Annotated in this window: 17 protein-coding genes and 1 pseudogene; 7 read left to right on the top strand and 11 right to left on the bottom strand. The window is 57.6% G+C overall.

Features of this window, described 5'->3' with window-relative positions; all coding sequences use genetic code 11:
* The first annotated feature begins 25 nt into the window (after positions 1 to 25).
* Both NWV16_RS13515 and NWV16_RS13520 read left to right on the top strand, forming a co-directional pair.
* Positions 26 to 349, top strand: coding sequence for a hypothetical protein (locus tag NWV16_RS13515; RefSeq protein WP_260523443.1), 324 nt, complete (start codon positions 26 to 28; stop codon positions 347 to 349).
* Between the two features lie 50 nt (positions 350 to 399).
* A complete protein-coding gene (locus NWV16_RS13520) occupies positions 400 to 1,545 on the top strand; it encodes a PQQ-dependent sugar dehydrogenase (RefSeq protein WP_260523444.1) in 1,146 nt (381 codons plus the stop codon).
* A 5-nt stretch (positions 1,546 to 1,550) separates the two neighbouring features.
* On the opposite strand, the gene rimI is transcribed toward NWV16_RS13520, so the two are convergent.
* On the bottom strand, positions 1,551 to 2,654 hold the full coding sequence (rimI, locus tag NWV16_RS13525) for a ribosomal protein S18-alanine N-acetyltransferase (protein WP_260523445.1): 1,104 nt from the start codon (positions 2,652 to 2,654) through the stop codon (positions 1,551 to 1,553).
* A 92-nt stretch (positions 2,655 to 2,746) separates the two neighbouring features.
* Here rimI and NWV16_RS13530 point away from each other — a divergent pair, with 92 nt between their 5' ends.
* The 3 genes and pseudogenes from NWV16_RS13530 to ilvA form a co-directional block, all read left to right on the top strand.
* Complete coding sequence (locus NWV16_RS13530) at positions 2,747 to 4,321, top strand: RimK family protein (RefSeq protein ID WP_260523446.1); 1,575 nt, start codon at positions 2,747 to 2,749, stop codon at positions 4,319 to 4,321.
* Between the two features lie 7 nt (positions 4,322 to 4,328).
* Positions 4,329 to 5,252, top strand: coding sequence for a magnesium transporter CorA family protein (locus tag NWV16_RS13535; protein WP_119426398.1), 924 nt, complete (start codon positions 4,329 to 4,331; stop codon positions 5,250 to 5,252).
* Between the two features lie 200 nt (positions 5,253 to 5,452).
* Positions 5,453 to 6,451, top strand: a pseudogene (gene ilvA / locus NWV16_RS13540) (threonine ammonia-lyase, biosynthetic); the annotation flags it as partial.
* Between the two features lie 21 nt (positions 6,452 to 6,472).
* Here ilvA and NWV16_RS13545 read toward each other — a convergent pair.
* Positions 6,473 to 6,778, bottom strand: coding sequence for an NIPSNAP family protein (locus NWV16_RS13545; protein ID WP_260523447.1), 306 nt, complete (start codon positions 6,776 to 6,778; stop codon positions 6,473 to 6,475).
* 20 nt (positions 6,779 to 6,798) lie between these two features.
* A complete protein-coding gene (gene eco, locus NWV16_RS13550; protein WP_260523448.1) occupies positions 6,799 to 7,284 on the bottom strand; it encodes a serine protease inhibitor ecotin in 486 nt (161 codons plus the stop codon).
* 369 nt (positions 7,285 to 7,653) lie between these two features.
* On the opposite strand from eco, the gene NWV16_RS13555 reads away from it, so the two are divergent.
* A complete protein-coding gene (locus tag NWV16_RS13555; protein WP_260523449.1) occupies positions 7,654 to 7,923 on the top strand; it encodes a DUF1652 domain-containing protein in 270 nt (89 codons plus the stop codon).
* Here NWV16_RS13555 and NWV16_RS13560 read toward each other — a convergent pair.
* Together NWV16_RS13560 and NWV16_RS13565 are read right to left on the bottom strand one after the other, a co-directional pair.
* Positions 7,920 to 8,318: a hypothetical protein gene (locus NWV16_RS13560; RefSeq protein WP_085709759.1), complete on the bottom strand. Its 399-nt coding sequence runs from the start codon at positions 8,316 to 8,318 to the stop codon at positions 7,920 to 7,922. The two genes, NWV16_RS13555 and NWV16_RS13560, sit on opposite strands and share 4 nt — an antisense overlap.
* A gap of 93 nt (positions 8,319 to 8,411) precedes the next feature.
* Positions 8,412 to 8,678: a DUF2790 domain-containing protein gene (locus tag NWV16_RS13565; RefSeq protein WP_260523450.1), complete on the bottom strand. Its 267-nt coding sequence runs from the start codon at positions 8,676 to 8,678 to the stop codon at positions 8,412 to 8,414.
* Between the two features lie 495 nt (positions 8,679 to 9,173).
* Between NWV16_RS13565 and NWV16_RS13570 the strand changes: the two genes are divergently transcribed.
* The gene (locus NWV16_RS13570; protein ID WP_065257928.1) at positions 9,174 to 9,470 is read left to right on the top strand and encodes a hypothetical protein; all 297 of its coding nucleotides are present in this window, start codon (positions 9,174 to 9,176) and stop codon (positions 9,468 to 9,470) included.
* 89 nt (positions 9,471 to 9,559) lie between these two features.
* Here NWV16_RS13570 and NWV16_RS13575 read toward each other — a convergent pair whose 3' ends face one another.
* From NWV16_RS13575 to NWV16_RS13600, 6 genes are all read right to left on the bottom strand, one after another.
* On the bottom strand, positions 9,560 to 11,689 hold the full coding sequence (locus NWV16_RS13575) for a lipase family protein (protein WP_260523451.1): 2,130 nt from the start codon (positions 11,687 to 11,689) through the stop codon (positions 9,560 to 9,562).
* Positions 11,690 to 11,701: 12 nt separating this feature from the next.
* Positions 11,702 to 12,493, bottom strand: a complete 792-nt coding sequence (locus NWV16_RS13580) for a hypothetical protein (RefSeq protein ID WP_260523452.1) — start codon at positions 12,491 to 12,493, stop codon at positions 11,702 to 11,704.
* A 59-nt stretch (positions 12,494 to 12,552) separates the two neighbouring features.
* Positions 12,553 to 13,404, bottom strand: a complete 852-nt coding sequence (locus NWV16_RS13585; RefSeq protein WP_260523453.1) for a DUF4123 domain-containing protein — start codon at positions 13,402 to 13,404, stop codon at positions 12,553 to 12,555.
* Complete coding sequence (locus NWV16_RS13590) at positions 13,401 to 15,473, bottom strand: type VI secretion system tip protein VgrG (RefSeq protein WP_260523454.1); 2,073 nt, start codon at positions 15,471 to 15,473, stop codon at positions 13,401 to 13,403. The genes NWV16_RS13585 and NWV16_RS13590 overlap by 4 nt, the downstream gene beginning before the upstream one ends.
* Before the next feature lie 149 nt (positions 15,474 to 15,622).
* A complete protein-coding gene (locus NWV16_RS13595) occupies positions 15,623 to 16,177 on the bottom strand; it encodes a hypothetical protein (protein ID WP_260523455.1) in 555 nt (184 codons plus the stop codon).
* Entirely contained in the window at positions 16,164 to 16,802 is a 639-nt protein-coding gene (locus NWV16_RS13600; RefSeq protein ID WP_409519384.1) for a DUF2931 family protein, read from the bottom strand. Before NWV16_RS13600 ends, NWV16_RS13595 begins: the two co-directional genes overlap by 14 nt.
* Between the last annotated feature and the right edge of the window lie 52 nt (positions 16,803 to 16,854).

Below are 16,854 nucleotides of genomic sequence, written 5' to 3' on the forward strand. Positions count from 1 at the left end.
TCCAGCGCATCGAAAGAGGTCGTCCATGAACCGTTTTCTGTCAGGCATCGCATTGCTCGCCCTCAGTGGCGGGCTGGTTCACGCTGATGCCTTGCTGCTGGCACAGAGTCCGACCGGCAACAGCAGCAATCCCTACAACAGCCCGATCCACCGGGCCAATCCCAACAGCATGCAGGGCACGCAGCCCGCCAATCCGGTGATTCGCGGGCCGAACACCGTGCCTGTACCTCGACAGCCCACCCTCGAAAACGGCGGCATCGGCAATGGTCAGCCGGCGCGTTCGGTGCCGGGCACACCACCGAAATTCATTCCCAATCCACCCGCCCGTGACGGCGACAGCAACCGTTGAATGGCAGAACCGCTTCTGTCAGCCCTTCAATCGAACAAAAGGAATCGTGCATGTTGCGTAAAACCCTATTGGCCGGTCTGTGTGCCGGCGCAGTCGTCTGCGGTCCGGCGTTTGCCGTCGCCTCCAAAGAGCTGCAAAGCGAGCAGGGCACCCTTGAAGTCACCACCATCGCCCGGGGCCTGGCGCATCCTTGGGCGCTGGCGTTTTTGCCGGATCGACAGGGCATGCTGGTGACCGAACGTCCGGGCAACCTGCGGGTGGTGGGGGCTGACGGCCAGTTGTCGGCACCGATCGATGGCGTTCCCAAGGTCTGGGCCAAGGGGCAGGGCGGCTTGCTCGATGTGGTGCTGTCGCCGGACTTCAAACAGGACCGGCTGGTGTATTTGTCCTACGCCGAAGGCGGTGGCGCCGGTGACAAGGCCGGGACAGCCGTGGGGCGCGGGCGACTGTCGGACGACCTGAAAACCCTCAAGGACTTCAGCGTGATCTTTCGTCAGGAGCCAAAGCAGTCGGTCGGCAATCACTTTGGCTCGCGATTGGTGTTCGACCGTGACGGTTATCTGTTCATCACCCTCGGCGAGAACAACGATCGCCCCACTGCACAGGATCTGGACAAGTTGCAAGGCAAGGTCGTGCGCATCTACCCGGACGGCAAGGTTCCGGACGACAACCCGTTTGTCGGCCAGTCCGGTGTCCGTCCGGAAATCTGGTCCTACGGCCATCGCAACCCGCAGGGCGCAGCGCTCAACCCGTGGAACGGCACGCTCTGGGAGAACGAACACGGCCCCCGTGGCGGCGACGAGGTGAACATCATCGAGCGCGGCAAGAACTACGGTTGGCCGCTCGCAACCCACGGCATCAACTACTCGATGCAGCCGATACCGGAAGCCCAAGGCAAAACCGTCGAAGGCACGGTTGCACCGCACCATGTCTGGGAAAAATCACCGGGCGTCACCGGCATGGCGTTCTATGATGCTGATCGCTTCAAAACCTGGCAGCACAATGCGTTCATCGGCGCACTGGCCACTCAGGAACTGATTCGCCTGCAGTTCGACGGCGACAAGGTGGTGCACGAAGAGCGCTTGTTGGGCGATTTGAAGCAACGGATACGCGATGTCCGGCAGGGCCCGGACGGTTATCTGTACGTGCTGACGGATGAGTCCGACGGTGCGTTGTACAAGGTCGGACTCAAATGAACGCTTCATGCGGGTGAGCGGGCGTAGAGGATCACCGCCGCCCGCAGCTTGCCCCGGCCGAACCGGCACATTTTTTCGAACTCCCCATGGCTGACCGGCACATGCTGGCAGTCCATGGGCTGACGATGCTGGCTGTGATCGACATCCGGGTCATGCAGGTAGACGAAATCTTCGTCGCAATCGGTGACGATAACCCAGTGCGGGGATTTGGCGCGGGTCAGGCGATAGCTGCTGATCAGCACCAACGGTTGTCCGCCGGCACCGAGCAGTCGCGGCAAATCCAGTGACGTGCCGATGGTCTGTTCCACATCGGTGTCGTTCAGTTGTGCCATGAATTCGTCATGCACCAGGCGCATGACGTCTTTTTTATGCGCGTCGCGCACTCCGTCGAGAAACAACGGCCCCGCCATGCTCAGTTGCAAGCGAACCCGAAACCCACGGCGCCAAGCCGCCAGCGCCAGGCCTTGAGGGCTGCAACCACCGTGGCCGGCGGTCATGAACACCGTGGTCGCTTCGCGCCAGAGTTGCAATTCTTCGCGACGCTCCAGCAAACGATCAGTCTGCAAGGCGCCCATGGCCATCAGCAAGCAGGCCGGCCCGCAGGTGAAATCGGTGGTTTGTCGGTAGTAGGGCACCTTGATGCTGTGCGAATCGCGGTGTTGCAGGATTCGTTTCTCCAGACGCAAGGCGTCCGCATGGTCTTCGTAATAATCGTGAATCACTGCGAAACGCCGATAGCCGCTGCGTTCGTACAACGCGATGGCGGCGGGATTGTCGGTGCGCACTTCAAGCCGCAGATAAGCGCAGTCGTGCTCAAGAGCGCAGGCTTCGATGCGTTGCAACAATTGCTTGCCCAGGCCGGCACCCCGTGCCTCGGGAGAAATGGCGATGGAATACAGCCGCGCAAGCGAAGTCCCCCGATGGAACAATACCAGCGCATAGCCCGAAAGCTGATCCTCACGCTCGGCCACCAGTAATCGGCCGTGGGCGCGGGTGATCATCCACTGAAAGCTGCGGCGGGTGAGCCGGTCAGTGGTGAAACAGTGCATTTCCAGCGCCAGCAGCGCCGCTAAATCATCAACTGTCGCCAAGCGAAAAACAGTGTTCATATGACCGCCGTAAAAGTTGCGTAACGAAACGGGACTTTCGAAAAAGTTCGTGCTTAATAGAAATGGTCTTGTTCTCCAACGGATCAATTTCTATGTCAGCGGTACAGGGTCATTGGCGCGAAGTATCCAGTCAAAGTTTGCCACCGGCAACTTATTTAAAACCGAAAATCAGAACTTCCAGTCAAGTGTTGATCATTGTCGAACGCAAGGAAGACTGGGCCTCGTACTTCCCCAGCGAAGACATCCTGACGGCCCAGGAATACCTGGAGCAACCGCCCGACAGCGAGCCGGGCAAACGGGTGCAGGTGATCAACCTGTGCCGCAGCTACAAATATCTTGGCCACGGCTATTACTGCTCATTGCTGGCTGAGGCCCGGGGTCACAAGGTGATTCCGTCGGTGCGCACCATCAGCGAACTGACGCGCAAATCTCTTTACGGTCTTGCGCTGGATGATCTGGATAAAACTCTGGAAAAGGCTCTCAGTCATCACCTTTACAACGACACCGAAGGTTTTACGCTGACGCTTTATTTCGGCAGAACCCATATCGAGCCGTTGCAGGATCTGGCTCGACAATTGTTTGAAGTGTTTCCGTGTCCGATTCTGTTAGTTGAGTTTCGTCGAACCAACGGCTGGCACATCGAAGGCATAAAGTCCGGTGCTCTGCACAAGTTGCGCGATGATCAGGAAGATCAGTTCGCCAATGCGCTGGATGGCTTCAGCCGCAAGATCTGGCGTGTACCGCGTTCACCGCAAGTGGCGCGTTATGACCTGGCAATCCTGCACGATCCCCAGGAAGCCTTGCCGCCCTCCAACGCGCGGGCACTGGAAAATTTCGTCAGGGTCGGCAAGGGTATGGGCATCGACGTCGAACTGATCGAGCGCAAGGACTACGCAAGGTTGGCTGAATACGACGGCTTGCTGATCCGCGAGACCACCAGCGTCGACAACCACACCTACCGCTTTGCCAAGAAAGCCGAAAGCGAAGGGCTGGTGGTGATGGATGATCCGGCGTCGATCCTGCGCTGCACCAACAAGGTTTATCTCACCGATCTGCTCAACAGCCATCAACTGGGCATGCCCGCCACGGAAATTCTCTACAAGGAACGACCGGAGGACTTCGAGCGGGTCGGCGAACGCCTCGGTTTTCCGTTGGTACTGAAGATTCCGGACGGCTGTTTCTCCCGTGGCGTGATCAAGGTCGAGAGCCAGCAGGCCTTGCTCGAAGCCACCGCCGAACTGTTTGAACACTCAGTGCTGTTGCTGGCCCAGGAATTTTTCTACACCGAGTACGACTGGCGCATCGGCGTGCTGAACCGCAAACCGATCTTCGCCTGTCAGTACTTCATGTCCAAGGGCCATTGGCAGATCTACAACCACAAGGCCAAGGGCCAGGACGTCAATGGCGAGTGCCGCACACTGGCCGTCCACGAGGCACCGCGTGCCGTGGTGGAACTGGCGGTGAAGACCGCGAACCTGATCGGCGACGGCTTGTACGGCGTCGACCTCAAGCAGGCCGGTGACAAGGTGGTGGTGATCGAGGTCAACGACAACCCGAACCTCGACGCCGGTATCGAGGACGCTTACCTGCAAGATGATCTGTATTCACTGGTGCTGGAAGAGTTCGTCAGGCGCCTGGAGCTCAAACGTCGCGGCCAGGCCTGGTGACCGGCCGATGATCAACAGCTTTGCACTGAGTCACGGCGCGCTGCAGCGGGTCGAGCGACTGGACGCCGAGGTGATGTTGTTCAGCGACCCCGACGCTGCCGAGCGGGACTTGCTGCACAGTCACTTCAAACTCGATGAGCACGCGCTGGCCTCGGCGCTGGACCCGGACGAGGTGTCGCGGATTGAATTCCATCCCGATCATCTGTTTCTGATCTGGAAGCGGCCCGAGAACTATTCCGGCGGCGGCAGCCTGGCGTTCGAGGTGTCTTCCTGCGGTTTACTGTTTTCGCCGGGCCAGTTGCTGGTGATCGCCACCGACGATACGCCGCTGCACGGTCTCGGCACGGGCCGGCCGCTCAATACGCCGCTGGATGTGTTGCTGGACCTGCTGTTCAACAACATCCATCACTACCTCGGGCACCTGAAGGTGATCAAACTGGTTGCCCGGGAGTTGCAACAGAAATTCAACGCCTCGATGCAGAACCAGCATCTGGTGCAGATGTTCAACCTCAGCGAAAGCCTGATCTATTACATCAACGCGCTGCACAGCAACGGCGCGGTGCTGACGCGGCTGCGCAACCACGCCGAGAAACAACATTTCGGCAGCGAAGCCATTGGCCTGATCGACGACCTGATCATCGAAAACAATCAGTGCTACAAACAGGCGGAAATCTACTCGACTGTGTTCTCCGGGCTGATCGACGCTCGAGGCAACCTGATGAACAACAGCATGAACAACCTGCTGCGCAAACTGACGCTGATCAACGTGGTGTTCCTGCCGCTCAACCTGATTGCGAGCATCGGTGGCATGTCGGAATTCAGCATGATGACCGCCGGGACGCCCTGGTGGGTGTCGTACCCGTTGTTCCTGGCGGCTATGCTGCTGGGGGCCGGCGGGATGTTGTTCGGGCTCAGGCGTCTGGCGAAATGAAAAAATCGCCATTGACTTGCCAGCAACGCCCGGGCTAATTTCGAGCCCATGACTTCCACCGTATTGCGCTGCCAGCCAAGCATTATTGCCGCCATTCCTCATTTGGCGGGCTAGCTCACGACTGCAGCACCCAACCCGCCCTAGAGGCGGGTTTTTACTTTCTGTCTCCGGGGTTTTGAATAAAAAGTCAGGAGACGATCATGCGCTACAGCCCCGCCCAGCAAGCCCTGCTTGAGCAGTATGTGAAAAAGATCCTCGCCGCACCGGTGTATGAACTGGCAGTGCGCACGCCGCTGCAACCCGCGCCGGCGCTGTCCGAAACACTGGGCAACCGGATTCTGCTCAAGCGCGAAGATCTGCAACCGACGTTCTCCTTCAAGATTCGCGGCGCCTGTAACAGGCTGGTGCAGTTGAGCGACGAGCAGAAGGCGCGCGGAGTGATCACAGCATCGGCGGGCAATCATGCCCAAGGCGTAGCATTGGCGGCCCGTGAGTTGGGCATTGCGGCGACGATCGTGATGCCGGCGACCACTCCGGAATTGAAAGTGCTGGGCGTCAGCAGTCGCGGCGCCGAGGCGGTACTGCATGGCGACAGTTTTCCGTTTGCCCTGGCTCACGCGCTGCAACTGGCCGAACAGACCGGCCGGACATTCGTCCCGCCGTTCGATGATCCCGATGTCATCGCCGGTCAAGGCACGGTGGCGATGGAGATCCTGCGCCAGCATCAGGGGCCTCTCGATGCGATCTTCGTCCCGGTGGGCGGTGGCGGGTTGATTGCCGGCATCGCGGCCTACGTCAAATACCTGCGGCCAGAGGTGCGCATCGTTGGCGTTGAATCGGAGCACTCGGCCTGTCTGAAGGCTGCATTGCAAGCAGGTGAGCGAGTGGTGCTGCCCAGCGTCGGCACCTTTGCCGACGGCGTGGCGGTGGCGCAGATCGGTGCCTATGGTTTCGAGGTGTGTCGCTTCTGCGTGGATGAAGTGATCACCGTCAGCAACGACGAGCTCTGCGCGGCGATCAAGAATATCTACGACGATACCCGCTCGATCACCGAGCCTTCCGGCGCATTGGCGGTCGCGGGCATCAAACAGTACGTGGCGCGAACCGGCGCGCGGAATCAGACGCTGATCGCCATCGACTCCGGCGCCAATATCAACTTCGACAGCTTGCGCCACGTTGCCGAGCGTGTGGCGGCCGGCGGGATTGTGGCGTAAGGGTTATCAGGGCAACAACGGGCGCAGAAAGCTGCGCTCGTAGCTGACGATGAACTTCTTTTCGACCAGATCGGCCACCAATGCCATGCTTTCCGGGTCAGTCAGTGCAATGTGGCGATAACTTTCGTAATCCGCCAGGGACGGAAAACTGAACAGGCAGTAGGCGATGTTGCTCGCGCCTTCCGAGGGCAGAAAATAGCCGTGATGCGTTCCGCCCAGCCGCTCGACGATGCCTAGCCATGTCTTGGCGTAGGCTTCGAAGGCGTCGAGCTGGTAGGGATCAATCATGTATCTGACATGGCAGGTAATCAATGCCGCTGCTCCTTGGCAAGTTACTCGGGAATGGCCACGCCGACCTTGTCCGAAGCCGACCAGATGCGATAACGCACCTCGACGTCCTTCGGTGCGTAGACCACGATCGGCAGCTTGCTGTTGTAGCGCACGGTGAAGCCTTCACCGAACACCGGTACGAAGGCGCGCTTTTTCTGGGCGCCAGGCGGGCAGGCCATCAGCGTGCTCACAGGGCCGCTGACTTGTTCCAGGCGGTAGAACGGATAGCCCCAGCCTTCGAGGTTTTTCTCTACCAGAGTGCCGCCCAGGCGCTGGCGGTTGCAGTCCACCTCGAGGGTTTTGCCGGCGAGTATTTCGACTTTGAAGTTGTCTTCCTGGGTTTGTTGCGGCAGGTGAATGACCTGACGGGTAAAGCCCGCTTCGGCTTTGGGGTAGGGCGCCGTGTCTTCGAGTTTGGCGGCGTGAGTAAGGGTGGAGACGCTCGCGAGCATCAGGCCGGCGGTCGCGTAGACAGTGAATTTTCCCATGGAAGCCTCCTGGCGGGTGTAGGGTGGTTGGGGGCATTTTCACTGCCGTGCGCCATGAATGCAAACCACCGGTGGATTGCAAAATGCGTGGCGCAAATGGGGTGATCTTGCATTCTGCAACGGACCAGAGACTGATGCTTTCGCCAAGCCATTGATTTTCAACGGCCTTGATACGACCCGATGGAAGGCACGTTTTATGCGTTGATTGAGTGCGGCGTACCGAGTCCGGGCGCCTACACTCCAATGGGCATTTCGCAGTACAGCCGCTTGCCACACCCAGGGATTCAGCGGGGACACACCTGCCGGGAACAGTGGTAACGGACATGTGAATACTTGATTGGCAGTCTCACAGAAAGGAGAGGGTTCGCCATGTTTTTGTCTGCCTTGGAACTGCGCAACATCATTGAAAGCAGCTTTCTGCCGAAACGCTGTCAATGCACGCTGTCTTCGGATCTGTCGATGACCGTCAAGGTATTCGGCGACCATCAGACCGACCAGGTCGATCTGCTGGTCAGTGGCATCGATGCCACTCACTTGAACAGTTGTCGAGAAATCAACGGCCTGATTGCCGGGTTGCGCTCCGACCTTGCGCAACACACCGCTAATCATCAGCCTGCACAGCGTATGAAAGTGGGTTAGCCCACGGTTTCACCCAGTTCGACCGTCACGCGCCGGGCCTGCACGAAACCAAGGCCCAGCGCGAACTCGACCAGCACCGCGAGCAGAATCCCGGGGCCGGCATGGCCGTTGAGCCATTCGGCAAAACCCAGCACCGCCAGACCAAAGCAGCCGACGATAAAACCGTTGTTCATTGCATTGCGCGCGATCGACACCGGCGCGTTGCGCACCAGATAAAACATCACCCCCAACGCCGCGAACAGCACCGCCATGCGTCGTGCGACAAATCCTGCTGCCTCGGAGTATTCAATGCTCCAGATCGAAAGCAGTATTTGCGGCACGAGGCCCCAGGCCAGCGCCAGCAGGAAACACAGGGAAAAGGTGATGGTCGACAACGTGCGAAACGACAACTGCATGGCGAATCCTTGCGGCAGTGAGGAGGGGGCCCCCGAGGATAACCTTCGAAACCCTTGCTCGCCTACCGCAAAGCCGCAAATCAGAGCTTTCTGTCAGTTCTGGAAGTCACAGGCGTCAGACACTTTCCGGTAAGTGATTTCCTCGGGTTTGCCATTGGTGTCGATGTACTTCATGTCGGCATCGATCACTTTGCAAGCCTTGGTTGGCTGCTCGGTCATCGAGACCACTTTGGCCACATTCAACGGCATGCCATAGGCGTACGGCACCGCTTTCGTCGTCGTGGTGTCATTGGCCTGGGCCAGCCCGACAAACGCGGTACAGGCGAGGGCGGTGGTGAGCAGGAACGGACGAATGTTCATGGAGAAACTCCCGTGCGACGGAAAGAGAGCCCGGCGTGAGACACGCCAGACCTGCCGCACTGGGCGTCAGCATCGGCTGAGAGCGTGCGGATGACTAGAGTCTTTGACCACGGCGTTAAGCGAGGGTTAACCGGGCTGAATGCCGGCTGTCTGACGGGGGATTGTTTCTCGGGGGAGTCTCGGCGCCTTCCTACAGGAACCGCTGCCTTGTCTGCTTCCGGTGGCTGGAGCGGGGCGGTTATGGTTTTGGTGGCGCTGCAAAATCAGCGACTTAGGTTTGGTCACCTAACGTAATCACCTGTGCATGTGTGCCATTATTCGCCCCGGCGGACATTCGTGTCTGTGGAGTGCATTGCTGTGGCGGCTGTGTGCAGGGTCGCCTTCGGGCGAGCCGAGTCGGGTGGTTCTCGGTTGACCAAGCCTGTACACAGTCCGCCTCCCCATCGTTTGGTCACGGTGCTGGCGGTTACATTCAAGCTGCCTTGAGTCATTCCAATGCCAATACTGAAACTAAGCTCCGCCCGCTATCTCCCGCTCAACAGCGGCGTCACCGACAGTGCACCGCTGGTCATCGACACCGAAGCCAACCCCCAAGACATCTTCGAAGCCGCCGTCCAGCGCGTACGCGCCGCCGCCGACCTGCTCGAAACCCTGCATTGCCTGTGCTTCAAACACGCCGATGTCCAGGACATTCCCCACATTACTCATGCGTTGTACCTGCTGGCGCAGGATGGCAATGATTTGCTGCAGGTTGCGCAGCAACGGATGTTGAACTGGCAGGCGCCGGTTTGACGGAACGCAAAAGCAAAAGGGGAGTCCGTCTGGACTCCCCTTGGTCATTGGGCTGGATGAAGCCGGTGAGATCGGATGTTCATACCGAATCACGCAGTCCTTAGCAGAGCACTGCCCGCCTGAGGAATCATCGCGAGTCGAACCTCCACATTGTTTTCTTTCTTCGCCAGCCATCGTTCAACGTTCTGATCATGTTCTGATGCCTGAGTGGCAGAACCGTAGATGTCCTCAGGTGTGAGCTTGAGATAGTTCAGGGTATGAAGGCGCTGGCGAGAGGTGTCCAGTCTACCGATTTCCGCTCTCAATACGCTTGCCTGTTGCATGGCGGCTCGGCGATCGGATTGGAAAGGACTGTTCAACTCCGCCTCTTTGGCTTTCAAGCGATCCTGCATTTCCTGCAATTGGTAGTAGATCTGGTCGTATTCAGTCTTTGTAACCACCGTGCCGCCGCTTTCCTGGGTCTGTTGCCAGCGGCGCAACGTTGCCCATGCATTTGGAATGTAAGATGCCAGCATGAAGTGGTCAGACATCTTGAACAACTGGCGGATAAACATGGCGCGATCAGGCAAGTCGCCGAACTTTTTCACCGCCCGGGTGCACGCGGCTTCTTCGATGGACTCGCATCCAGGGTTCCACAGTACGGAAGATTGCTCACGCCCTTTGAAGTGCACAGGCATAAAGTGGTGCAGATCGCCCTGATGCTCGTAAGGTGAACCTCCTGTTCGACTCAGACCCAAGGCAAAAATCAGCGCGCCAAATGGCGCCGTGATAAAGCTAAGGACGGCACCAGGCATCCAGATTCTTTTGCGAGTGTTCATCCACGGCGCTGGCACGCTTGGAATCGGGTCGTTATCGTTGACCATGCGGTGGTGTGCCAAGGCCGCTGCGCCTTGAACAAAATCTGCATCGCCTGCGCGGGGTGAGCCGTATGTATAAAGCAAAATGTCATAATTTTTAGCGTTACGTCTAAGCGCCTCTGCGAGCAACGTTGCAATGGCGCCTCCAAGGCTGTGGCCACAGATAATGACTTTTTGATTAACATGGAATCGGGTGAGGTAGGCTTGTACAAAAGTGTTGATCGCTTCATAGGCTTGGTAAAACCCTTGGTGAGCCTTACCTACACCAATTTTTACGGGTATTTGCTCGGCATCAGTATCTCGGAGAAAATCGACAAACTCTAAAGTTCCACGTATGGAAACGAGTACGATTTCATCGTGATGCGTTATAAAACCCTGAGTGTTTGTTCCATCATCAAATTTACTGTCGTCAAAGAAATGCAACTTTGCCGGGTGCTCTTGGTTGGCGCCTGACTCTGGCTTGTTCTGGTCATATAGGGTTGGATCGTACGGCAGAATTTCGAAACGTTTTGAGTATGGGACGTCTTCATAAAGCGGGTAGTAAGGGGATGATTGTTTCGCGTCTACCTTCCAAGACTCTTCAAAACAAGCCATACCTTCACCGAACATGTTTCCTACGCTCGGTTCGAGAGGGAAACTCACGGTGTCAGTTGGCTGTTCTGCAGGTGCCTGCCCGAAATCGCAGTAGCTTAATGCGGCGAATAATGAGAGTTGGTACAAGTTCAATGCGCTAAATTTATTGTCTGTCGAAAGCATGGGGCGGAAAGCGCGAAGCGGACGAACTTCTAGAACAGTGAGTTTATTTGGCACCAGCGCAACGCCCCAGAGGTTTGATTGCTCCGGGCCGAAGCCGATGTCTCCCATGACTTTCAGCAGATTCTGATTGGGAGGATATTTGGCCTTTGACTCACGAGGCAGGTGCGCGTTTTTTTTAACGAGGTGGCGTACTTCGACATGAAAAAAATGGTCCGCTTCGGCTTTTGCAGGATTGTTGTCAACCCGCTGTCCATCGTCACGGACAAAGCGCGTTTTTTCGGCCCGTACTTGTAGCTCGCTGATTTTTAGCGGGTAGCTTGGTCGGGTCATCAACCAGTTATATGCTTCTTCCCCTCCGGCGTAAGGCTGATCTACTGTGAGAACAACAGGGCCTTCGTAGTGGTTCAGAACCTCCCCAAAGCCCGCCGCATCCAGCGTACCCTCATAGCGCTGTTCGACGCTGTCGGTTACAACATACTTCAGCCCAGCGTAGGGCTTACCATCACCGGTTTCATCGACCAGTCGAAATCGGACTTTTGTGCCTCTTAGAGGGCACGGTTCCTTGGCATCCCCGAGTAGTGGTTGGGCTGTTTTTTTGACCGTCATTGATGAATGTCCTTATTCGGTACACGTTGGGTAGATTGTGCAATCGCGCCCGTCCGGCATTTTGAAGGGTTTGAAATCAGTGGTGTTACCGCGGCAGAACGCATAAGGGTCTTCCAGACTCTTGCCCATGCATCGCTTCCATCCGTTGGGGAATTTTACCCAGTTATCCCCTACGGCTGGTTTTTCCTCGTGGGACAACGAGAAAGTAACTTTCAATGTCTTACCTGCCAATTGCGAGCGTTGCAGGGGCCCCTTCGCAACAGAGCCACTTGCCTGTTCCGGCGTTGCAACTGGTGCACACTTCAGGATTTTTGCAATAATTCGGTTAGGCCCCATTGTTCGGAACAACCACTCGCACTCGCGTTGCAAAGTAGTTGGCGTAGGAAGTTTGTTGTCAGTTGCACTCTCCTGAAACGTAATGCCGGTGTAGTCCCTTCCAACATCATCAAATCCAGCAGCATATTTAGCATCAACTTCATAGTCGAAACTATTCAGAACCAATGGGCAGCCCCCCTCAACGCTGCTCAACGGAACCTGAAACTGCGCAGTCTGGGCCTTCTCGCTGAGCTCCTGCCTGAAAAACTTGAAGCCAGGATGTTCCCGGCCTTTCTTCACCGGAACGGTGCAGGTTTCTCCGGGACGAGGCACGTACTGCGCCTCACCGCTAATTCGAAACCCTGGCGGAAGCTCAGTCACCAACGTAAAGCTGTCCTGCTGAGCAACCGAACAACCAGTAGCCCCAATTGCACCCAGCCCAATCATCAAACTACGAAAAAAACCATTGAAAACGTTGCGATGACGCATTTGATTGTCCTTTGTCCCGTGGCGGTCGTTTCGAGCGAGTGACGCCCAAGGTCTTGATTTCAATTCAGTGCGACGTCATCGCTGTGAACAGCGAAAAACCGTTCGCACCGCTCGAAATGCTTTTTCGGTGTTTCCCCCGGCAAGGGCTGCCAGGCCACATCCCCGGCATTTTTGGGGGCAAGGCGCTGGGTCAACATAAATTCTCGTTGCTCTGGTCCGTTCCATTGCCAGGCTTCGAGCAGATCCATCTGTTCTTCCAGCCATTCGAGGATTGGGCGGGTTTCGGAAAGTTTCGCGGCGGTTTCGGCGTGATACACCAACAGCCAGCGTTTCAGGTTGGCTCGCAGGATTTCGCGGGTTCGTTCCGGCGGAGTAGGGACTTGCAACCAAGGCGCCGGATTCGGCACCGCATACATGCCCGGCCTGCTGTTGTCGGCACTCTTCCACTGATCTTCATCCCAATACAGCACGCTGCTGATTGGGCCGAGCAGCAGTGGCCATTCGGTGTCTTTCATGTTGGCCAGGCAGCGGGCGAGTACGCGGTTGTCCTGGAAGCGGAACAGTGAGCGGTCGCCGTCCTCGTCGATGACCATACGGGCGATCCAGTGCTGGGTCAGGCTGTCGAGATCAGCCTTGTCCATGCTGCCGATCCAGCCCCAGTTACGCTGCGGGTCATCCAGCAATTGGGTGACCGCTTCGCCGCCCGGGTTTTCGAGTTCGGTCAGCCATGGGCTGATGGCGGCGAACTGGGCGAACTCGGTACGTCGGTAGAGCTGCACCGAGCGCTGCATTACGCCGGCGCTGTACAACGGCGTGACCGGGTTCGGTTCGGCGAGGCAGTCGAGCACGAGGATCAGTACGCGATTGAGGCGCGATTGTTCACCCAGCCAGTTGTTGAGCGCGTCACTCATGCCACGGCTCCCAAATCACACTTGCCTTCACGGCAGGCCTCGCAGATCGGGCAGCGGGTGTCACCGGCCTTGCGCGCAGCTTTGGCCAGGGCCATTTGCGCGGCAGCAGGGACGAGCAGGGTGCCTGCCTTGTCTTTGGCGGCGGCCCACGGGATGACCGGCTCCAGAATCTGGATACCGGAACCCACCCCCGGCGCACCTCCTGTATTGGCCTTCACTTCCGCACCACTGATGGTCACGCCACCCGCATCCACCTTGACGAAGCTGCCGCCAGCCTTGGCCGTCAGCTCCATCCCGCCTTCAATCACGACTTTTTCGCCAGCGTGGTAGTGAATCTCCGTCCCCGCCTCGATAAACTGCCCGGTGCCGACCTTCACATGCTGGGTCACGCCCACGGTCAGGTGATCGTTGGCGCGCATTTCGCTCTTGCGGTCCAGGTGGGTGATGCGGTGTTCCTCGACCTTGAATTCGCTGAGCGTGTTGGCCTCAACGGTGTCGTGGCGCTCATTGCCGACACGGATCTTCTGGTCGTGCTCGATGTTCTCGTCCCAGTCGCGCTGGGCATGGATGTAGATCTGTTCCGCGCCTTTCTTGTCTTCGATGCGGAACTCGTTGTAGCCCTTGCCGCCCGGGGAGCTGAGGGTCTTGAAGGTGCTGCGGGTCTTGTTCGCCGGCAGGTCGTAGGGGACGACGTTTTCCTTGTGGTACAGGCAACCGGTCACCAGCGGCTGGTCGGGGTCGCCTTCGAGGAAGGTCACCAGCACTTCCATGCCGATGCGCGGGATGGCGATGCCGCCGTAGGCGGCGCCGGCCCAGCCGCTGGCGACGCGCAGCCAGCAGGTGGTCTTGTCGTCGGCCTGACCTTCGCGGTCCCAATGGAATTGCACTTTCACGCGGCCGTACTGGTCGCAGTGGATTTCTTCGCCGGCAGGGCCGGTGACGATGGCGGTCTGGCTGCCGAGCACTTTCGGTTTCGGGTGTTCGAGGGCAGGGCGGTAGTGGGCGTCCCATGGGGTGGCCACGAAGCTGTTGCGGTAGCCCTGGTGGAAATCGCTCTTGTTGTCGGTGACGTCGCTGGTGACGTTTTCCCCCAGCACCTGCGGCTGTTTGCCTTCGTGGAAAATCTCCAGCAGCAGCCACAGGTCGTTCCATTCGGCGCGGGGGTGTTCGGCCAGCGTGAGGAAGTGGCCGGTGGTCAGGGTCGGTTCGTCACCCTGGCCTTCGGCGAGTTTGTAGTCGCTGCGATGGCGCTCCAGGGCACGGGTCGAGAGGAACTTGCCGCGCTCGCGGGTGGTGAAGCGGCCGGGGTAGTCGTAGTCTTCCAGGTCCGGGGCGAATGTGGATTTGGCTGCGCCTTCGGGCAGGATCTTCGGTTTCTCGAAATCGTAATCGCGGCGGCTGACGCGGCTGGTGCGGGTTTCCAGGCGCAGGTTGAAGCGCTTGATCACCGGTTTGTCGGCACTCATGCCGGAGTCTTGCTGGTAGTTCACCGGTTTCAGTTTGCGGAACACGGTCTGGTCGTCGCCGAACACCAGTTTGTGGCCGTTGCTGCTGTGCTGGAAGTGGAAGTGAATGCCTTCCTCTTCGCACAGGCGCTGGATGAAATGCAGGTCGGATTCGTCGTACTGCACGCAGTACTCGCGTTCCGGGTACTCGGCGTTGAGCTGAAAGCTGTAGGCATCGGCCAGAATGCCGCGGTCTTCGAGCACCTGGGCGATGATCTTCGGCACGCTGAGGTTCTGGAAAATCTGCTGGTCATGGTTATGCCGCAGGTAGGCCAGTTGCGGCACCAGACTGATACTGTAACGGGTCAGGGTCTTGCCGGAATCGCCTTGCTCGATGCGATACACCAGACCGTGGATCTTGCCCTCGCCGGTGGCGCCGAAGGTCAGGCAGCCGGGTTTGTGCAGGAGTTCTTCGAGCTTGAGGTCAGGACGGGCGCTGACCAGTTCGAGGTCGAAACGGAACGGTTCGTTGAGGGCTTCGCGACCGGTGAAGCTGAGGACTTGCAGGTCGGCGGAAGCGCCTTCGAGCGTGAGGGTAATGTGCGTAGCATTGGCGTCCAGCATGCCTTGATTTCCGTCCATTGAATAAGCAAGGGGCGGATGGTGCAGGATTAGTCCCGCTCGTACAACCCGCAATTGCCCGTCAGGGGCGTAGGGTTTTCCCTTAGGACGGGCGATTTCGCCAATGGATACGAGGCTTTACGACTACGCGGTCATTTCAGTTCGATGATTTCGAAGCCTTTCTTGTCAGGCATCGCATTCATCCCTTTGGGTTCTTCCGGTTGGCCCTTTGGACTGGTGTAGTCGTAGACGATGAATTTTTCCGGGATCTCATAACCGTCGTTGGGGATGACCAGGCGCATCTGCTGCGCATTCAGGTACAGAGAAACCGGGAGGGCCTTTTCGGCAAAATCGATGCGTTCCAGGACTTTGCTGCCCGGATGCCTGCGAATAAAGGCACCTTTCAAATACGGAGAGCCATAGTTCATGGCGTAGATCAGCCCGGAACCCGTGCATTTGGCCATGGCGACTTCACCAACAAAGTCTGAATCGGGCATGTCGGTGAAAGCCGTTTCGGTCTGATTGTTGTTTTTGACGAAGAGCTGCTGTCCGTCCTCACTTGAAGTGGACAACAGTGAAGCGGTAGTTCCATCCGACAGCGGGCATTCCAATAGCGTTTTCTTCGTTTCAGCGAAAGCGGGAAGACACGCAAGTGCAAGGATGAGAGGGGGCCATAGTTTTTTTATTTTCTGATTACCAAGAGCCATACGGCACGCCAAATTTTTCAACATAGGCTTTCGACACTGCGGAAAGTGGGCGATGTTTTCCTCCGGACTCTCCTTCGTAAGGGCCACGCGGATCAATTTCAGCTTGAACGCGAGTGATTTCAACGGGTGTCAGACATGGTCCGAGGGCCCAGAGTTTGGCAACGCCACCTGGAGCAAGTCCGATGACCAAAGCTTCTCGATAACCTGTAATCCATTTTCCATCGGCAGCGCAGTAGGCTTTCTCCTCTTTTCGCATGACTTCTCTGGCCGACTCAGGGATGTCTATGCCCATTTGATAGGTTTGAGGTTCAACCAAGGACTGCCATCGAACGTAGATTTTTTTTGGGAGATCTGCTCCTGTTACGTACTTTCCCTTGCCCCAGCCCGGTTTCTTCGGCCAGCCTTTTGGATCACCAGAGTTATGAGGAGGAGTCTGAATTGCAGCAACACCACTCATGGCCCGACGGTAGACCTGTCCTTGAATATCGATCACATCGGCTGTTTCGATCCACACTTCCATATAGTTGGGTGCAGAGAATCCCACTTGCCAAGCCTCATAAGGCACAGAAGCTCCATGAGTAGTCGAGCACGCCACAAGGAAGGAAGCAAAGATTTGTAGACGCAGGTGTTTCAAAGAAAATTCACCACGCTTTTCGCTGGTCAGTGCATATGCCTAT

The organism is Pseudomonas sp. BW7P1, from assembly GCF_024981055.1.
In the GTDB taxonomy this organism is placed as follows: domain Bacteria; phylum Pseudomonadota; class Gammaproteobacteria; order Pseudomonadales; family Pseudomonadaceae; genus Aquipseudomonas; species Aquipseudomonas bananamidigenes.